Origin of the sequence: Roseibium sp. MMSF_3247 (assembly GCF_030733765.1) — a bacterium.
Classification (GTDB): domain Bacteria; phylum Pseudomonadota; class Alphaproteobacteria; order Rhizobiales; family Stappiaceae; genus Roseibium.
In genome coordinates, this window is the sequence record NZ_JASHII010000003.1 from 171,803 (window position 1) to 190,346 (window position 18,544).

General features: G+C 57.5%; 17 protein-coding genes and 1 riboswitch. Of the genes, 11 read left to right on the plus strand and 6 right to left on the minus strand.

Annotated elements, in window-relative coordinates; all coding sequences use genetic code 11:
- Nucleotides 1–3 precede the first annotated feature (3 nt).
- From RBB44_RS11195 to RBB44_RS11215, 5 genes are all read left to right on the plus strand, one after another.
- Nucleotides 4–1,065, plus strand: coding sequence for an ABC transporter ATP-binding protein (locus tag RBB44_RS11195; RefSeq protein ID WP_306147461.1), 1,062 nt, complete (start codon nt 4–6; stop codon nt 1,063–1,065).
- Nucleotides 1,066–1,206: 141 nt separating this feature from the next.
- Nucleotides 1,207–1,422, plus strand: a riboswitch (cobalamin riboswitch).
- Nucleotides 1,423–1,543: 121 nt separating this feature from the next.
- Entirely contained in the window at nt 1,544–1,939 is a 396-nt protein-coding gene (locus RBB44_RS11200) for a DUF1636 domain-containing protein (protein ID WP_306147462.1), read from the plus strand.
- On the plus strand, nt 1,936–2,730 hold the full coding sequence (locus RBB44_RS11205) for an ABC transporter ATP-binding protein (RefSeq protein ID WP_306147463.1): 795 nt from the start codon (nt 1,936–1,938) through the stop codon (nt 2,728–2,730). Before RBB44_RS11200 ends, RBB44_RS11205 begins: the two co-directional genes overlap by 4 nt.
- Nucleotides 2,731–2,733: 3 nt before the next feature.
- Nucleotides 2,734–3,669, plus strand: coding sequence for an ABC transporter substrate-binding protein (locus RBB44_RS11210; protein WP_306147464.1), 936 nt, complete (start codon nt 2,734–2,736; stop codon nt 3,667–3,669).
- A 4-nt stretch (nt 3,670–3,673) separates the two neighbouring features.
- Entirely contained in the window at nt 3,674–4,729 is a 1,056-nt protein-coding gene (locus tag RBB44_RS11215; RefSeq protein WP_306147465.1) for an iron ABC transporter permease, read from the plus strand.
- A 65-nt stretch (nt 4,730–4,794) separates the two neighbouring features.
- Here the strand turns inward: RBB44_RS11215 and RBB44_RS11220 are convergent, their stop codons facing one another.
- Genes RBB44_RS11220 through RBB44_RS11245 form a run of 6 tightly spaced genes read right to left on the minus strand, consistent with a single transcriptional unit; the run spans nt 4,795 to nt 12,999 of the window.
- Nucleotides 4,795–6,066: an aspartate aminotransferase family protein gene (locus RBB44_RS11220; RefSeq protein ID WP_306147466.1), complete on the minus strand. Its 1,272-nt coding sequence runs from the start codon at nt 6,064–6,066 to the stop codon at nt 4,795–4,797.
- A gap of 22 nt (nt 6,067–6,088) precedes the next feature.
- Nucleotides 6,089–7,213 (minus strand): mandelate racemase/muconate lactonizing enzyme family protein, encoded by a 1,125-nt coding sequence (locus RBB44_RS11225; protein WP_306147467.1) that lies wholly within the window; start codon nt 7,211–7,213, stop codon nt 6,089–6,091.
- A complete protein-coding gene (locus RBB44_RS11230; protein WP_306147468.1) occupies nt 7,210–8,325 on the minus strand; it encodes a mandelate racemase/muconate lactonizing enzyme family protein in 1,116 nt (371 codons plus the stop codon). Before RBB44_RS11230 ends, RBB44_RS11225 begins: the two co-directional genes overlap by 4 nt.
- Nucleotides 8,322–9,434: a mandelate racemase/muconate lactonizing enzyme family protein gene (locus tag RBB44_RS11235; protein WP_306147469.1), complete on the minus strand. Its 1,113-nt coding sequence runs from the start codon at nt 9,432–9,434 to the stop codon at nt 8,322–8,324. The genes RBB44_RS11230 and RBB44_RS11235 overlap by 4 nt, the downstream gene beginning before the upstream one ends.
- Entirely contained in the window at nt 9,431–10,525 is a 1,095-nt protein-coding gene (locus RBB44_RS11240) for an alcohol dehydrogenase family protein (RefSeq protein WP_306147470.1), read from the minus strand. The genes RBB44_RS11235 and RBB44_RS11240 overlap by 4 nt, the downstream gene beginning before the upstream one ends.
- Entirely contained in the window at nt 10,522–12,999 is a 2,478-nt protein-coding gene (locus RBB44_RS11245; RefSeq protein WP_306147471.1) for an FAD-dependent oxidoreductase, read from the minus strand. Before RBB44_RS11245 ends, RBB44_RS11240 begins: the two co-directional genes overlap by 4 nt.
- A gap of 76 nt (nt 13,000–13,075) precedes the next feature.
- On the opposite strand from RBB44_RS11245, the gene RBB44_RS11250 reads away from it, so the two are divergent.
- The 6 genes from RBB44_RS11250 to RBB44_RS11275 are packed head-to-tail and all read left to right on the plus strand — an operon-like array spanning nt 13,076 to nt 18,475.
- A complete protein-coding gene (locus RBB44_RS11250; RefSeq protein ID WP_008194337.1) occupies nt 13,076–13,984 on the plus strand; it encodes a MurR/RpiR family transcriptional regulator in 909 nt (302 codons plus the stop codon).
- A complete protein-coding gene (locus tag RBB44_RS11255) occupies nt 13,981–15,063 on the plus strand; it encodes an aromatic ring-hydroxylating dioxygenase subunit alpha (protein WP_306147472.1) in 1,083 nt (360 codons plus the stop codon). Before RBB44_RS11250 ends, RBB44_RS11255 begins: the two co-directional genes overlap by 4 nt.
- The gene (locus RBB44_RS11260; RefSeq protein WP_306147473.1) at nt 15,060–15,914 is read left to right on the plus strand and encodes a hypothetical protein; all 855 of its coding nucleotides are present in this window, start codon (nt 15,060–15,062) and stop codon (nt 15,912–15,914) included. Before RBB44_RS11255 ends, RBB44_RS11260 begins: the two co-directional genes overlap by 4 nt.
- The gene (locus RBB44_RS11265) at nt 15,907–16,650 is read left to right on the plus strand and encodes a hypothetical protein (RefSeq protein ID WP_306147474.1); all 744 of its coding nucleotides are present in this window, start codon (nt 15,907–15,909) and stop codon (nt 16,648–16,650) included. The genes RBB44_RS11260 and RBB44_RS11265 overlap by 8 nt, the downstream gene beginning before the upstream one ends.
- Nucleotides 16,647–18,098, plus strand: coding sequence for an aldehyde dehydrogenase family protein (locus RBB44_RS11270; RefSeq protein ID WP_306147475.1), 1,452 nt, complete (start codon nt 16,647–16,649; stop codon nt 18,096–18,098). The genes RBB44_RS11265 and RBB44_RS11270 overlap by 4 nt, the downstream gene beginning before the upstream one ends.
- Entirely contained in the window at nt 18,098–18,475 is a 378-nt protein-coding gene (locus RBB44_RS11275; protein ID WP_306147476.1) for a carboxymuconolactone decarboxylase family protein, read from the plus strand. Before RBB44_RS11270 ends, RBB44_RS11275 begins: the two co-directional genes overlap by 1 nt.
- Nucleotides 18,476–18,544: the final 69 nt, after the last annotated feature.

The following is an 18,544-nucleotide window of genomic DNA, read 5'->3' on the forward strand; positions in this document are numbered from 1 at the left end:
TTCATGTCTGGTGTCACCTTAGACGGAGCCGTTAAAAAATACGGTGAGGTTCAGGTCATTCACGGTGTCGATCTTCAGATTGAACATGGTGAGTTCTGTGTATTTGTCGGACCGTCCGGCTGCGGAAAATCCACACTCTTGCGCATGATTGCGGGCCTTGAGGAAACCACCGGCGGAAAAATTTCCATCGGCCAGAGGGACGTGACCAAATCCGATCCGGCGGAACGCGGTGTCGCAATGGTGTTCCAGACCTACGCCCTTTATCCGCACATGACGGTCGAGGAAAACATGGGCTTCGGGCTGAAAATGAACGGGCACCCGAAAGCAGAGATCAAGGAGAAGGTCGGCGAAGCGGCGCGAATTTTGAAACTCGAGCCTTATTTGGCGCGCAAACCAAAGGCCCTTTCGGGCGGCCAGCGCCAGCGTGTTGCCATTGGACGCGCCATTGTTCGCGGACCGGAAGTCTTCCTTTTCGATGAGCCGCTGTCGAACCTAGATGCGGAGCTGCGCGTTGATATGCGGGTCGAGATTGCCCGGCTGCACAAGGACATCGGCGCCACCATGATCTATGTGACCCACGATCAGGTCGAGGCTATGACCCTAGCCGACAAGATCGTGGTTCTGCGCGCCGGGCGGATCGAGCAGGTCGGCTCCCCGATGACCCTCTATTCCGATCCGGACAACAAGTTCGTCGCCGGTTTTATTGGCTCACCGTCGATGAATTTCATTGAGGGGACCGTGCAAGATGGCAGCGTTGCCATTCCGGCATTTGGTGGTTTGACGGTCGAACCATCCGTTGCACTTCCCGAAAATGGCGACAAGGTTCTGGTCGGCCTCCGCCCGCAGCATCTGGTGATCAGCGAGACGGACGAGGGCGCGAAGGTAGATCTTTCCGAACAACTGGGCGGTGTCGCGTACTCCTATCTTGTTTGCCAAACGGGAGAACGCGTCATCATTGAAACAAAGGGCGAAGACGTCCCGAGACCGGACAGCACCGTTGCAATCACGTTCGATCCAGCCAACGCCTTTTTCTTCGATGCCAACACCGAACAACGGCTCCGTTGAGTGTAAGTTTTGCGCTCTGCGAATTTTCTGATGGAAGACGTCAATAGTCAGTGGCTTTAACGCCGAGGCGTCAAACTGAAAATTTGCTTGTGATCACAAGCCTCAAGTCAATCTTTTTAAGTTGACCGGCCGACAGCCATCGGCTTTTTTAGCGATGATGGTTCTCAGACGCCCAAGGCCGACGAGATGAAAAGGGAACACGGTGCGGCGTAGCCAGTAGGCACCAAATCCGTGACTGCCCCCGCAACTGTGAGCGGTGAGCGACCCCGAAAGACACCACTGGACACATTGTCCGGGAAGGTTCGGGAGAGTTACGACCCGCGAGTCAGGAGACCTGCCATCACCGGTGCAGTTGCTGCGCCGGATCTTCAACTTGATGCGGGCGGGGCGCCCGGCTCGGAGCATATGATGGCAAAGCGGTCACCACCGCCACCACGTCGTTTTGTTTGGCGCGCCCTTCTTTGTGGCGGAGGGCCAAATGAACCATCGTATAACTGTTTGCACATCCTGCCGGCGAAAGGGCACGGAAACGCGTCCGGGTTTTGAGCTGATTGAACGGCTCCGAAACGCCCTACTTGCTGCTGACGACACAATGCCCGAAACCTTCGACGTTTCAGGTGTCGCCTGCATGGCGGGGTGCGATCGGCCGTGTACGATCGCCTATCACGGCACGAGCAAGGCTTCCTATCTTTTCGGGGACATTGATCCCGAGGCCGATGTCGACGATCTCGTCGCGTTTGCAAAACAATACGCCTGTCTCGGCGACGGATGGTGTTCGTCTGTCGACCGTCCAGGCAAGTTGCGGAAGTCTACGCTAGCGCGGATACCCGCCACCGGCTCGGCACTCGAAGAGCAGAAGGCACGCGCTTCGTGACCGCGGCAACCCTCACCGCCAAAGACCTGTCTTGGTCGCCAAAGCACCATGGTGACATCCTGCTGCGATCGACTAGCTTTCATCTTGAAGCGGGCCGTGTGCTTGGAATTGTTGGACCGAACGGTGCCGGCAAAACGACCCTGCTCAGACTGCTTTACCGGTTTTATCGACCGGTCACAGGTCAGGTTCTGGTTGACGGTGAGGACATCTGGAGCCTCTCCGCGCGCGAGACTGCACAGCGGATTGCCGCCGTCTTGCAGGAACAGCCAAGTGACTTTGCACTCACTGTCGGTGAGATCGTGGCACTTGGCCGGACACCGCACCGGCGCGGGTTTGCCGGGGCGACAGGCGCCCATGACCGGGACATCATCGAGAACGCCTTGGACCGGCTGGACTTGCACGGACTGGCCGGCCGCCAACTTGGAACCCTCTCAGGCGGAGAGCGTCAGCGTGTCATGGTGACCCGCGCCTTGGCGCAACAACCTCGGCTGTTGATCCTGGATGAACCAACAAACCACCTCGACATCCGTCATCAGCTGGAAGTTCTGGATCTCATTCGCAGTTTGCCCCTGACGATCGTCACCTCGCTGCACGATCTGAACCTTGCTTCTGGGTTATGCGACGATGTTGTGCTTCTCCAATCGGGCCATCAACTCGGGTTCGGATCCCCTGCCGATGTTTTGACGGAAACGGCTGTTTCCCAGGCCTTCCAGGTTGATGCCCGGCGTGAGCGCCTCACCCCAAGCAACAATGATCATCTAACTTTTCATATTCAAAAACAGGGAATTTAACTCATGAAGAAAACACTGCTGACCGGTTTGGCAGTCGCTCTTTCTGCTGGGATTGCGGCCGCAGAAACCAGCGTCCAGAGCTGCGACCGTGTGGTGACCTTCGATGCGCCACCGCAACGCGCCATATCCAACGACGTGAATTTGACAGAGATGATGCTGGTCCTCGGTCTTGAGGACCGAATGGTGGGCTATACCGGCATCTCGGGCTGGAAAACGCTTGATGAAGAAATGCGAGCAGGTGTCCAGGAACTTCCGGAGCTGTCGTCCAAATATCCGTCCAAGGAAGTGATCATTGGAGCGGATGCCGACTTCTTCTTTGCCGGCTGGAACTACGGAATGAAAGTCGGTGGTGAGGTCACGCCGGAGACGCTCGAACCTTTTGGCGTAAAGGTTTATGAGCTTACTGAATCGTGCACCCACATTATGGACAAGGACAAAGCCAGCATCGAGGACATGTATGCTGACCTGTTGAATTTGGGACGTATCTTTGACGTTGACGAGCGTGCCGAAGACCTCGTGGAGGGTTATCGCTCGGATCTTGCCGCGTTCAAGCAGGACCTCAAAACAGGCGAACCGCTGCGGGTGTTCGTTTATGACAGCGGCGAAGACACTCCGTTTACCGCCGGGCGCTACGCCATGCCGACCGCGCTCATCGAAGCTGCGGGCGGCAAGAACATCATGGATGATTTTGAAAAAAGCTGGGCCACCGTCACATGGGAAGAAGTGGTTGAACGCAACCCGGAAGTCGTCGTGATCGTCAACTACGGCGAAGTCACTGCAGACCAGAAACGTGCGTTCATGATGTCCAATCCAGCTTTTGCAGATCTTGATGCCGTCAAGAACGACCGCTTTGTCACGCTGGAGTATGTCGAGGCAACGCCAGGACCGCGTAACATCAGAGCGATCAAAAGACTCGCCGAAGCCTTCTGGAGCGAGTGAACCCGTGAGCGAGACGAGGACTGTTCAAGCAAAATCGCTATTGTCTGGAAACAAGCTGATAGCTGGTCTTGGCGGGCTTGTGCTGCTCCTTGTCTCACTCTCTTTCGCGGTTTCGGTGGGCGCTGTTCAGATCGAACTTGGAACCGTTTGGGGCGTATTCCTCAACAAACTGTCTCCTGGAATGATTGAACAGACTTGGTCGCAAGGCCGTGAAGCGATTGTCTGGGAAATCCGTTTTCCAAGAGCCCTCCTTGCGATGATGGTGGGCGCGGGGCTGGCCATCGTCGGAGCAAGTCTCCAGGCCGTAACCCGCAATCCGCTGGCGGACCCTCACCTCTTGGGGATTTCTTCTGGTGGCGCTTTTGGCGCAATTCTAGCCCTGCTTCATACCGGTTTGTTCATTGGTTTATTTACGGTCCCGCTGTTTGCATTTCTGGGTGCTTTGGGAGCTACCGCCATTGTGTTGGGTGTTTCGCGTTTTGCCGATGCGACAAGCGCGGACCGTTTGGTGCTCGCAGGTGTGGCTGTGTCCTTCATTGTCATGGCAGCGGCAAACGGGTTGATTTTCCTAGGCGATCCTCGCGCAACTCATACGGTTGTGTTCTGGATGTTGGGAGGTCTGGGACTCGCCCAGTGGAGCCAGCTTGTCTACCCGCTCATCATCCTGTTTGTATGCGGCGCCTGGTTGATGTCGCAGGCGGCAGCTCTGAATGCCATGACGGTCGGCGACGAAACAGCCTCCACCCTCGGCATTCCGGTCGCCCGCTTCCGTCTCATCGTGTTTGTTGTCGGGGCCTTGATTACCGGCGTGATGGTCGCGTTCTCCGGCATCATCGGCTTTGTCGGCCTGATGGTCCCGCATGTTGTCAGACTGATTGTTGGTGGCGACTATCGCCGTGTTTTGCCGGGCTCCGCGCTGATTGGCGCGGTCTTTCTTCTTTGGGCCGACATTGCAGCCAGGACCGTCATGGCACCGGAAGACATGCCCATCGGTATTGTCACTGGTCTGGTCGGGGGCGTCTTCTTTGTTTGGCTCTTGCGGGGAAAAAGAGCGGCATAAGGAACGCCGCTCTTTCTAACATTCGATCTCGGCCGCGCAATCATCAGAATGCGGTGCCCAGGTATTTACAGTTGCCCTGCTGCGGTGGCGATTGCTTCGTCGGTTTGCTGTAAATCCTCAGCTGAAAGCGCCAGGTGTGCGTAGAGCTTGCTGTCGGGTTTCAAGATCCCGCTTTGGCGCAGCGATGCGTTGAACGCCTTGGCCTGCGCCGCGTTGTTCTTCAGCGTATCACGGTAGTCGCGCACCGGGTCTTCGGTAAAGACGACATCGAACAACATGGGTTCGCCAACGATCTGGTGAGGAACGCCTGCGGTCGAAAGATGCGTCGCGTAACTTTGCATCAACCGCTCACCGTTTTTCTTAATCTCCTCGTAGGCGCCCGGACGGCGCAGGACTTCCAGCGTCTTCAAGCCCGCCACACTGGCAACGGGGTTGCCGCTTAGTGTTCCGACCTGAAACGTAAAACTCTTGTCGCCGACAACGGCCTTGTCGAAATGGGCCATAATCTCAGATCTGCCCGCAATCGCGGCGAGCGGAAAACCGCCGCCAATGATTTTGCCGAGCGTGCACAGGTCCGGCACGACGCCGTAGTACTCCTGCGCACCGCCATAAGCGAACCGGAAGCCGGTCACCACTTCATCAAAGATCAGAACGGTTTCATGCTTGGTTGCCAGATCTCGCAAGGTCTGCAGAAACCCAGGTGCAGGCGGGATCAACCGTTGCAAAGGCTCCACAATGATACAGGCGATTTCGCCGGCATATTCCTCAACCAGAGACGTGACGAAATCTGCGTCGTTGAACGGTGCAATCAGCATGTTGTCACGCACGCTTTCCGGGATTCCGGCGGAATCTGGAACGGCCTGCGGGAAATTGACAAGCGTCTTCGGCGAAAGGCTCATCAAGGCTTCGCCGGACATGCCGTGGTAGCCACCCTCGAATTTGAGGATTTTGTCTTTCCCCGTAAAGGCGCGGGCGAGCCGCATGGCGTACATGTCCGCTTCTCCGCCCGTCGACACGTACCGGACCTGCTCGGCGCAGGCCATGGCCTCGACCAAGACTTCAGCAAGCTCAATGCCGGCTGCATTGTTGGTGAAGAACGTCATGCCCTTGCCAAGCTGTTCTTGCACCGCGTCCAGAACTTCCGGATGACCGTGACCCAGGATCATGGGGCCGGACCCGATCAGATAGTCGATGTACTCTTTGCCATCTTCGTCCCAAACTCGCGAGCCCTTGCCTTCGCGCAAGATCAAAGACGGATCGAAATTTCCAAATCCGGCCGCAGGCAGGACTTCTGCTGCACGGTTTTTCCAATCGGATTGCGAGATATTCGTTTTCATGGGCGTGCCTCTCAGGCTGGCCTTATGCCACTAGGTCGAGAATTGGATCTCCGAGCACATCCGGATTGGGCGATACGCCCAATCCCGGACCACTTGGAGGAGAAATGAAACCACCGGTCCGCGATGGCGCTGCGGGATCAATTCTGGGTGCAACATAGCCGGACAAATCGCAGACATTCATGATGCCCTGGCGGGGAGTTGCGGCGGCGACATGAAGCGCTGCAGCTGTTGCGATGTCCGAACCCCAGGTATCCTCAACACACATGCGCGCGCCGGCATAAAGACACAGATCCCGGGCCTTCCGGAGTTCGGTAATGCCACCGAACTTGGAAAGTTTCAGAGCCACCGCATCCATGCAGCCAAGTTCATAGGCCTTCAAAAGGCTGGTAGTGTCATGGGCGTTTTCATCGAGCTTCATCGGCAAACCTGTGGCTGCTCTGACTGCAGCGCACTCTTCCAGCGTTTGGCACGGTTGTTCCAGCATTATGTCGAGGTCGGCAACGGCACGCCCGACGCGGGTTGCGTCCATCCGGGTCGCACCGCAATTCCAGTCGCCATAGACGATCGGGCCAGGACCAACTGCTTCGCGAACGAGCCGCAAGCGGGCAACGTCTGCTTGCCAATCATCGTCCGCGCCAAGTTTGACCTGGATCTGGGTCATGCCGGCTGCAATCGCGTCTTTTGCGATCCGGACCATATCATCCGGCGCGATACAGGTGATGGAGTGATAGAGCGGGAGTTCATCTGTCTGCAATCCGCCAAGTAGGGTGTAGATCGGCAGCCCGCAGGCCTTTCCGGTCAAATCCCACAGCGCAATGTCGATGGCAGATTTTGCATAGACATGACCGATCAGGTGCTTGTTGCAGGCCGCCATCGCAGCCTCCGCGCCAATCGGGCTCCGCCCAATCAGAACGGGTGCGAGTTCTTCAAGGGCCGGAGCAACACCGTTGGCATAGGCGGGCAAATAATGAGGAATCGGGCAGACTTCGCCCCAACCGGAGACGCCTTGTTTGGTCTCGATCCGGACAACCATGCTGTCCACAGTGGCACAAGCCTTGCCGGATGCCATGTAGTAGGTCTCGTGGCTTGTCAGTGGAACCCGCCACAAGGACAGACCCGAGATTTCAAGATCGGGCACGTTTTTCATGCGGCTTCTCCATATACCGCGATCGGGTCGCCAAAAATTTCAGGATCAGGTTCGACACCGATGCCAGGGCTCTGGTCGAAATGAACCGAGCCTTCGACATTGCGCGCGCCCTGGCCGGGAACTGGATCAACAGCAAGATGCGCATGGCACAGCCAGCTTGCCAGTCTGTTGGCCTCCGGCGTTGCAGCCGCCAGATGTAAGGCGGCTGTGTCCGCGAACGCGGTTCCGCCCGTGTCTTCTATGTGCATCTGCCAACCGACCGAGATGCCCAAATCCCGGATCTGTTTCGCCTTGGTCAGTCCACCGACACGGTTCGGCTTGACCTTGACGCCCTGACAGATGCCCGCCTTCCAGGCATCAAGATGATCTGCAAAAGAATGCAGACATTCATCCAGCATGATTGGCTGAGGCACTTTGGCGGCCACAAGCGCACACTCCGCAAGCGTTTCACACGGCTGCTCGATCCAGTCGCGGGCCGAAACCGAGTTCAGCACCTGTAGAGCGACACCTGGTGTCCAGGCCCGGTTCACATCGAAGGTCACCTGTTCGTCCGGCGCTAACGCCGCTGAGATTGCCTCAATGCGTTCGATGTCGGCCTTGAAGTTGCTGCCACCGACCTTGGCTGAGTGGGTCTTGTAGCCCTTGGCACTGGCGGCCTGAATATCCGCGATCATTTCGTCTGGCGTACCAGTTGAAATTGACGAATTGATCGCGACCTCTGCTGGATTTTCCGTACCAAAGAGCCGCCAAAGAGGGGAGCCGCTTGATTTGCCAAGGATGTCCCAGCAGGCAATGTCCAAAGGTGCTTTTGCGTAGGGATGTCCGGGCAATTGCAGATCCATCGCCCGATTGACCGTTTCCACCGCCCGCGGGTCCTTGCCGATCAAGGCAGGTGCCAAGAGCTTAAGAGCCGCGCGCAAACCCGAACCATGGGCTGGCAGGTAAGTATGACCCCACGGGCACCCTTCCCCCCAGCCGGTGAAACCTTCGTCGGTTTCAATGCGCACAAAGGTGCTGTCGAGCATTTCAAACTTCAGCCGCCCACCGGAAAGCCAGTAGGGTTTGGAGAGCGGCAGATCGATCTGCCAGACCGAGATCTTTGTGATCTTCATGCGGCCTCTCCATAGGTGGCGACCGGATCTCCAAGGGCCGGAAAATCCGGTGAGACCCCAAGCCCCGGCATGTCAGAGGCGAAGAGCTTTCCATCCTTCGTCTTTGGGGCCGGTGTTCCTGTCGAACGAGTGTTGTAGTTGCACAGGTCTGTTGTGTTTTGCAGGTAATCCGCTGGAGTAGACGCTGCGAAATGGGCGAGCGTTGCGGTTGCGATTTCGCCGCCCCATGTATCTTCGGCAACAACCGGGATCCGGTTGTCGAGGAAAAAGTCCCGAATCCGCCGAGCCTTCGACAAGCCTCCAAGGTTCGATATTTTCAGGCACACCAGATCCGCACCCTGATCGGTAACAATCCGTTGTGCGGCCCGCATGCCGGTCACGCATTCGTCGAGCTTCATTGGCAGATCGATCCGCCGACGGACCTGAAGGCACTCCTCATAAGTCCGGCAGGGCTGTTCGAAGATGAAGTCGAGATCCCGTGTTGCCCGGGCCACCCGGAGCGCATTGTCGACGCGCCAGCCCTGATTGGCATCGGCCATCGCTTTTTCGCCGGGTTTCAGAAGCGGAACGGTTGCGCGGATGCGGTCTATGTCGCTGGACCAGTCCGCACCGACCTTGATCTGGAATTGCCGGTATCCCGCAGCCCGGTGCCGGTCCAGCTCGGCGACCGTCTCTTCGGTTCCTCTATGCGGCGCGACACGGTACATGGGCGCGCCGTCCGTCAGTTTTCCGCCGAGAAGAAGCCAAACCGGCGCATCGAGAGACTTTCCAAGAATATCCCAGCACGCGGCGTCAAACGGGGCCTTGGCATAGCCGTGGCCCTGAATGGTGTGATCGAGGATCTGCTCGATTCGGGCCACCTGCCTCGGATCTTCTCCGATCAGAACCGGCGCTACCAACCGCGCGAGCGCTTCAACCCCCTCAGAATGGGCGACCATGTAGTTCTCGCCGCAGGGCGTGAACTCGCCGCAGCCTTGCACACCCGCATCCGTGTCGATCACGACAACCGAGGCCTTTGCCACTGTAATGGCATTGCCCGCTCCCCAGCCGTATGCGCCATCGACATAGGGAAGATCTGTCTTGTAGACACGGATGCGGGTGATCTTCATGGGGTCACCACTATGTTGCCCGTGTGCTTCTTCTCAATGAACGCGGTTTGTGCCGCGTGAAAATCCTTCAGCGGATAGGTTGCAGCCAAAGCCGGTTTGATTTCACCCCGCTCAATGTACCCGACGATGTCTGAGAAGATAGGCGGAGCAATGACAGTCGAGCCGGTAAATGTCAGGTCACGCAGGTAGAAGGTCCTCAGATCGAGCTCCACGATCGGGCCCGCAATGGCGCCGGAGCACGTGTACCGGCCGCCACGTTTCAAGACATTGATCAAGGTGCCCCAATAGGTCCCGCCAACAATATCAGCCACAACGGAAACCGTGTCTTTGCCGGTCGCTGCATTCAAAGCGGCTTTGAGATCCGCCGGTGCGCGTTCAAGAACGTGATCCGCGCCGAGCGCCTTAACTTCTGCATGTTTGGCGGGCGACGCCAGAGCAATAACAGTCGCGCCCCGACGTTTGGCGAGTTGGACCAGGGCCGATCCAACACCGCCCGAGGCACCAGTCACCAGAACCGTATCCTTTGCACCGACATTGGCGCGGCTGAGCATCCCTTCTGCGGTTGTGTAGGAACAGGAAAATGTTGCCAGTTCTGCATCAGAAAGTGTGCTGACGATGGGGCCGACATTCCGGGCATCAACAACCGTGTATTCGGCAAAGCCGCCGTTGCACTCGGAGCCGAAATAGCCGGTCTTGTCCATGTTGTCCGGATCGGACCAGTCGCGCAGCCAGCAGTCGACCATGACGCGCCTGTTCAGGAGGTCTTCAGAAACTCCATCTCCCAACGCGACGATCGTGCCAACCGTATCGGCGCCTTGAATCCGCGGGAAGGTAATAGGTCTCCCGCCCCACGTCGGGTCTTCCTCTGCGACTTCCTGATAGGCCCCGCCTGTGGTCGCCTCGGAGACTGTTTTTGAATACCAGCCGGAGCGGGTGTTCACGTCGGTGTTGTTGAGGCCGCAAGCTCCGACTCTGATGAGGACTTGCCCGGGTCCCGGCTCTGGTGTCGGCCAGTCCTCATGCCAGACGATCTTGTCCAGACCGCCATGCCCCTCCAGAACCATCGCTTTCATTGTGGCGGGAATGCTCATTCCGCGGCCACCCCGACCGGCGCATCTGTGCGCGGTAAAATGCTGTCCGGATCATACGCCGGGACATCGAGAACTCTTGCAGCCCTCGTCCCGTTCATGACGACGACTTCCAGTTCGGTTCCCGCGTTCGCAGCCTCCGGTTTGACGTAGGCAAAAGCCAGGATCTTGCCGACTGAATGACCGTAGGCAATCGAGCTTGTCGCTCCGACGACCTTACCGTTCATCAGGACGGCTTCGCCGCCATGGCCATCAGCAACGCCATCCGGTTCCACTTCAAGATAAACACAGACCCAGGGAAGTGCGCTTTCCGCGCTCTTTGCGGTTTCTTCACGGCCGAGGAAGTCACCCTTGTCCAGTTTGACGAAGCGCATCACATCCGCTTCCGGCAAAGTGACTTCGTTTGTCAGTTCACCAGCGCCTTTGAAGCCTTTTTCGAGCCGCAGAGCATTCATCGCAAAGGACCCGTAGTCCACGAGACCCAGACTTTCCCCGGTCGCCCAAAGTGCGTCGTACACCGCCAGCATGTCTTCCCGGGGAACATGGAATTCCCAACCAAGCTCGCCTGCATAGGACATGCGGAAGGCCCACAGTTTGCGGCCTGCCACTTCGATTTCTTGTGCCGTCAACCACCGGAACGACGCATTGTCCAGAGCGGCCGGGGTATTGGGAGCCAGAATATCGCGGGCCCGCGGCCCGTTCAGCGCCATCGCCCCCCAGTCGGTCGAGAGGTTTCGGACCGTTACGGTCTCACCGTCAAGGTGTTGGGCCAAGTGATCAAGGAGACGCTGTTCGAAGAACGCCGCGCAGACGAGATAGAACCGGTCCGGGCCAAGCCGCACCACGGTCAGCTCCAGCTCAATCCGGCCACGCCGGTTGAGCATATGGGTCAAGGCGATGCCGCCAACCTTTTTGGGAAGCTTGTTGGCAACGAGACGATCGAGATAGGCTTCTGCGTCCGGACCGGACACTTCGATCTTGGTGAAAGCCGAGATATCCATGATGCCGGCAGTGTCCCGCACGGCTTTCATTTCCTTCGCCACGACGCCATGCCACTCAGGCCGGTTGAAGGAATAATAATCACGCTGCTCCAGACCGTCCTTTGCGAACCAGCGCGGCCGTTCATGACCATAGACTTCTTCGTAAACCGCACCCTTGTCTTTCAAACGCTCATAAAGCGGGCTGGGTTTGATCGGCCGGCCTTCCAGGCGGTTGAAGTGCGGGAACGGAATTTCGTGGCGCAGGCAATAGTCTTCCTTGGCCTTGATCACCTGCCAATCCTTGTCGGCATAGTCGCCGAACCGGCGTGGATCAAACTCGCGCATGGAAATGTCGGCGGCGCCATGCACCATCCATCTGGCCAGTTCGCGTGTCAGACCCGGGCCCCAACCGATGCCGATCTGGGTGCCGCAGCAGCACCAGTAATTCTTGACACCTGGTGCAGGGCCAATCAGCGGATTTCCGTCCGGCGGGTGCGAAATCGCACCGTGAACTTCCCGCTTGATGCCGAGCTCTGCAAAAATCGGCATCCGGTCCATGGCGTTTTCCAGCCAGGGCATGATCCGGTCGTAGTCGGCGTCAAACAGCTCGTTTTCCGCTTCCCAAGGGCAATGATCTTCCCAAACCGTGTTCGGGTTTTCCTTCTCGTAAATTCCGATCAGGCCGGATTTCTGCTCCATGCGGATGTAGCCGGAGACCAGCTTGTCGTCGCGTATGACCGGGAGTTCTTTATCTAACTCCAGGAACTCCGGAACCGTGTCGGTGACGATGTAGTGGTGGGTCATGGAGGTCATCGGCAGTTGCAGGTCACTCCATTCACCCATCTGGCGCGCATATGTGCCGCCAGCATTCACCACATGTTCACAGGTGATGTCGCCAAGCTCGGTAAACACCTTCCACTCGCCCGTCGGCAGCTGCTTGATGTCCTTTGCCCGGCAGCGGCGAATGATCTTCACACCCAACTTCCGCGCACCAATGGCCAGCGCCTGGGTCACACCGGACGGATCCGCGTGCCCGTCATCCGGCGTGTGGAGCGCGCCGAGAACGCCGTCGAGATTGTAGTAGGGATGCAACTCCCGGATCCGGTCCGGCCCCACAAGTTCCATCGGAAATTGAAGCGCCCGGCCAACGCTCATGGTATGGCGCAGCCAATCCATTTCGTCTTCCGTATAGGCGAGACGGAAAGATCCACAGCCATGCCAGGTTACGGATTGGCCGGTCTCTTCTTCCAGCTGCCCGGAATAGAGATCAATGTTGTAGCCGACGCATTTTCCAAGACCGAAGCTGGAAGTGGAATGCGTGATCTGGCCCGCCGCGTGCCAGGTCGACCCGGATGTCAATTCCGCCTTTTCCAAAAGCACAACATCGGACCAGCCTTCATGCGCCAGATGGTAGGCAAGGCCGCATCCCATGATACCGCCGCCAACAATGACAACACGTGCCGAAGACGGCAGTTTCGTAGCTCCAAGTTCTGACACGTCGCATCTCCATGGACCGTGATTTTTCGATGGACAGCGTAATTGTACAAATGTACTCTCGTCAATCATGAATGACATGAATGTACCAAAATCTGATTTGAAGGCGCCGCAGACTGTGCTGGACGACCTGGCTGCCGAGCTTGAGGTGTTGACCCCAGAGCTGCGCAAGGCGGCAAGCTATGTGCTTGAAAATCCGAATGATGTCGGCGTCAGCTCAATCCGCGAGATCGCAGATGCTGCCGGGGTAAAACCCAACACATTTGTGCGCATGGCACGGTCTGTGGGTTTTGAAGGCTATGAGGACTTCCGGCAGCCGTTCCGCGAAGCGATCCGCAGCAGAGGTACAGATTTTCCGGACAGGGCGCGTTGGCTGCAGTCCCTATCCAAAGGCGGCCAATTGGGTGAGCTCTTTGCCGAAATGGCGGCCTGTGCAATCTCGAACATCGAGAACACTTTTGCGGCAACCGATGCGAATGCCATGAAAGCGGCCGCCGATGCGATCGTGAATGCGCGGCACACCTATGTGCTCGGCGTTGGCGTCAACAACTCCAACGCCCGCAACTTTACCTACCTTGCAGACATGGCCGTTGACACGATTTGGACGATCCCGCGTATGGGGTCTGTCGCAACAGACGACTTGGCCCGGGCAGACAAACGCGATGTGTTGCTCGCCATGACCTGCAAACCGTATCGAACCGACGTGATTGAAGCCGTTGAGGTCGCACGCGAACAGGGCCTGACAATCGTCGCAATCTCCGACAGCCCGGCTTCCCCAATCGTGGTCGGCAGCGATCACGCCTTCATCATCGACGCCGAAACTCCGCAGTTTTTTCCCTCGTCCGTGTCAACGATCGCGTTGTTGGAAACGCTGCTTGCCTTTGTCATTGCCGACGCACCACCCGATGTCGTTGCAAACATTGAGAAGTTCCACACCCGCCGCCATGCCATGGGGCTCTATCAGGAAGAATGGAAGGACCGCTCATGAACGTTCACAGCCAGCTGATCCATTCGCTCGAAGCGCGGTACTACACCGACCCTGCTCACTTTGAGCGGGAGAAGGACGGCCTGCTGGCACGAACGTGGCAATTTGCAGGACATGCGTCTTTGCTGCAAAAACCAGGCGATTACTTCACGATCGATATCGCCGGTGAAAGTATTGTCTGCCTGAAGGATCGCGAGGGTGTGCTGCGCGCCTATTTTAACGTTTGTCAGCACCGGGCCCATCAGCTGGTTCAAGGCGAAGGCAACACCAAGCTGCTGGTGTGCCCTTATCACAGCTGGACTTATGAACTCACGGGCGGTCTGCGGTCCGGACCCAATGTCAAATCAGTCCCAGGATTCGACCGCAACCAGATTTGCCTGAGCACCGTCCAAATTGAGGATTTCTGCGGCTTCCTGTTTGTAAACCTGGATCCCAATGCCAAGCCCATGGACGATTGGTTTCCCAATGTTCGGGAAGAGTTGAGATCCTTTGTTCCGCATATCGATCGGCTACAGCCGCTCGAGTGGGTGGAAATCGAAGAAAACTGCAATTGGAAAGTCTCGGTCGAAAACTATTCCGAGTGTTATCACTGCCCCATCAACCACCCGACTTTCGCGACCGGTGTCATCAAGCCAGAAACCTATGACATCCAGCCGCAAGGGTATTGCCTGCGCCACACAACAGAATGTCAAAATCTGGAGCGCATGACCTATGAGATCGACCTCGATTCCAACGAACATGCGGGAGACTATTCTTCCTGGTTCTTATGGCCGTTGTTCTCCTTCCAGGTCTACCCGGGAAACATTCTGAACACCTATCATTGGCGTGCGGTCGATGTGGATCACGTCGTAGTCTGGCGCGGTTGGTACACCATCGACGGTGTCGACAGTGAAGTGGTGCGCCGTCTTGCCGTACAGGACCGCTCGACCACGGTCGAAGAAGACATTTACCTTGTGGAATCGGTACAGCGCGGTCTCAAAAGCCGCGGATACAAACCCGGACCTCTGGTGCTGGATCCAGCCTGCGGTGTGCATTCCGAACACTCGGTACAGGCACTCCAAAGCTGGATGCGTGAAGCATGACGAGCGAAACAGCGTCCAAGGCTTCCTGGCACATGCCGGACGTCTGGACGGCTGATCAGAAGCTGTTTCCGCATCAGGTTGGGTTTACCTGTCCGCCCCGGGACTGGGATGCCGCCCCATCAGACTTTCTGCGCATCGCCCCCCCCTCAGTTGGAGTGCACGGATGGATGCTCCATGCGCCGAACTACGATCACCAACTCGACCAGCGGAAGCAAAACTTTGCAATGCTGGAGGAATTTGCCGCGCTGATGGCAAACAATGGTGCGGACGTGTGCGGTCAGGTGGGGTCCAACTGGGTGCACGCCTCTGGCTTGGGCGTTGAGGGTATATCTGACTTCTGCAAAAAGATGAGCGATAGACATGGTCTCGCGTTTCACATGGCTGGCTATGCGATGGTCGAAGCCTTGCGTGCCATGAACGTTGAAAAGGTGGCCTTGAACGCAGTCTATCACTGGCCAAAGTGGTGGCAGGGCACAGTTGGGTTCTTGAAACAAGCCGGGTTCGATGTGCTTTGGGCAGGCAATTTCGTGGACCAGGGCTGGTTTTCCACTCAGGACGATGTCAACAAACAACGGTGGATCTTTGATGGTGACCTTGCAGCAAAAAGCTTCGATTACATCGCCGAAAAGGCCCCGCAGGCAGATGCCTACCTTGCCAACGGCATGGTCAATTTCCGCACAGGTCCCAACCAGCAACCGCAACGGATGCTGCACCTCACAAGCATGCTTGAAGACCGCCTTGGCAAACCGGTAATCGCGCACGACACGGCACTTTACTGGCGGATTTTCAAATCATTGGAGTTGGCTCCGGCTGGCGAGAACGGGCAACTCTTGAGGTCTCTGAATGCATAAGATCATTGCTCTATGGGCCGTGCCGCGCTCGACCTCCACAGCCTTTGAATGGATGATGCGCCAAAGGGGAGATCTGGATTGTCTCCACGAACCCTTTGGCGAAGCCTGGTATCAGGGAGAAGACCCGTTTTGGCCGAGGTGGACACCTGGCGACAAGACAACGGCGGGGCTTACTCTGCAAAGCGTTTGGCAGGACATTCAACAGCGCGCTGAAAAAGGCCCGGTATTCATCAAGGACTTCCCCCATTATGTGAACCATATGTGGGATGCAGAGTTTCTTTCCAACTTCACCCATGCCTTCCTGATCCGCGATCCAGCCCTCACCATCACCTCGATGTATGACAAGTGGCCGGATTTCGACGCCGCCGAAGTCGGGTTCCCAGAACAACGGGCCCTCTACGATCTGCTCACGGCCTTGAACGGCACACCTCCGCCGGTGATTGACAGCAATGACTTGCTTGAAACGCCGGAGAAAACGGTCGAAGCCTTTTGTGAAGCCGTCGGCATTCCGTTCATAAAGGAAGCCTTGTCTTGGGAGCCGGGTGCCGACACTGGACAATACAGCTGGTGGGATGGCGGGTCGTTTCATGAGAACCTGAAGCGGTCCACAGGCCTGACAACCCAAAAGAGGAAATACGTGGACATTTCAGAGGCTCCAGCAAGGGTCCAGCATGTCCACAAACGCATGAAGCCGCATTACGACCGGCTCTACGCCAACAGGATTATACCCTCGTGACCCAAGTACCAGCTTACTGGCAAAACTTCATCGACGGCGCGTTTGTGGACGGTGGCGGAGGACGGCTCGACGTTCTCGATCCGGGAACCGGAGAGAAACTTGCCGAGCAGGCGCTGGCGGATGCCGCTGATGTAGACCGCGCGGTCAAGGCTGCTAAACGAGTCAGCGATAGCCGCACGTGGATGGATCTTCGCCCTGTAGAGCGAGGACGGATTGTCCGCAAAATGGGTGATTACCTTCTGGATCGCATCGATGAAATCGCCCCAATCCTGACCCGGGAAGCAGGAAAGCCACTCTGGGAAGCGAAGCTCGAAATCGAGGGCGCAGCCCGGTATTTCGAATACTACGGCAACCAAGCCGAAACCATGGAAGGACGGTCGATCCCTTTGGGCGGCGGGTATTTCGACTTTACCGTCCACGAGCCTTTTGCCGTTTCCGCCCAAATCATTCCGTGGAACTATCCGATGGAGATGACGGCTCGCTCGGTCTCGGCCGCGCTTGCGGTGGGATGCGCTGTCGTTGTCAAGACGCCGGAACTTGACCCGCTCACGAATAAATACTTCGCGGATGCGGCCCTCGCCTGCGGCCTGCCGGCAGGGGCATTGAACATCCTCTGCGGTCTTGGCAAGGAGGCAGGAGCAGCTTTGTCCGCCCACACTGACATCAATCAGATCGTCTTTACCGGGTCTGTTGCTACAGGCTCGGCCATTGCGACGGCCGCGGCCCGGAACGTCGTGCCCTGTGTACTTGAACTTGGAGGGAAATCGGCTGCGATCGTCTACGATGACGCCGATCTCGACGGGTTCCTTTCGGATGTTCGCTGGGGCATCTACTTCAACGCAGGCCAAGTGTGTTCGGCCATGTCCCGCGTCATTGCCCATGAAGCCATCCATGACAGGTTGGTGGACGGCATCGTCGGTATGGCGGAAGGCCTCAAGGTCGGTCCGGGTCTCGAGTTTCCGGAATTTGGCAACAACATGGGCCCGATGATCTCTGAAGGCCAATGCCAGCGGGCGGCAGGCATGGTCTCTCAAGCTGAACGCGAAGGAGCCCGGGTTGCGACCGGCGGCCGCCGCATGAACCGCCCAGGTTACTTTCTCGAGCCGACGGTTCTGACCGATGTTTCACCTGACATGACAATTGCGAGCGATGAAGTTTTCGGTCCGGTGCTGTCGGTCCTGAAAGCACGGGACGAACGCGAAGCGCTCGAGATCGCCAACGGAACACCCTATGGCCTGGTGGCCGGGGTCTTCACGGCCAATGTCGACCGAGCCATGCGCGCTTCACGGCAGCTCCGGGCAGGTCAGGTGTTCGTCAATGAATGGTACGCTGGCGGGGTCGAAACGCCGTTCGGCGGCTTTGGCAAATCCGGCTATGGCCGGGAAAAGGGCCGTGAGGCTCTGCTCAACTACGTTCAGACCAAAAACATTGCAATCAGGATAGGCTGATGGATCAGGATCTATTTGAAAAAGGACTTGCGCAACGCAAGGCAACCCTTGGCGCGGAGTATGTGGAGAAGAACCTTGCGGCCGCCGATGATTTTACACGGCCGTTTCAAGAGGCAATGACGGCCTGGTGCTGGGGTTTTGGCTGGGGCGATGATGTGATCGACGCCAAGACCCGCTCCATGATGAACCTCGCCATGATCGGGGCGCTCGGCAAGATGACCGAGTGGGAAACCCATTGCCGCGGCGCTGTCACCAATGGCGTTTCCAAGGAGGAGATCCGCGCCATCATCCATGTGATCGGCATCTATTGCGGCGTCCCCCAGGCCCTGGAGTGCTTCCGGGTGGCCAAGAAAGTACTGGAAGAAGCGGGGCTCTGATAACGCCGCATAAACGCGTTTGAAAACCTGCGACTTTCTCGCGATCATTGAACCTTATGAGAGACCGGG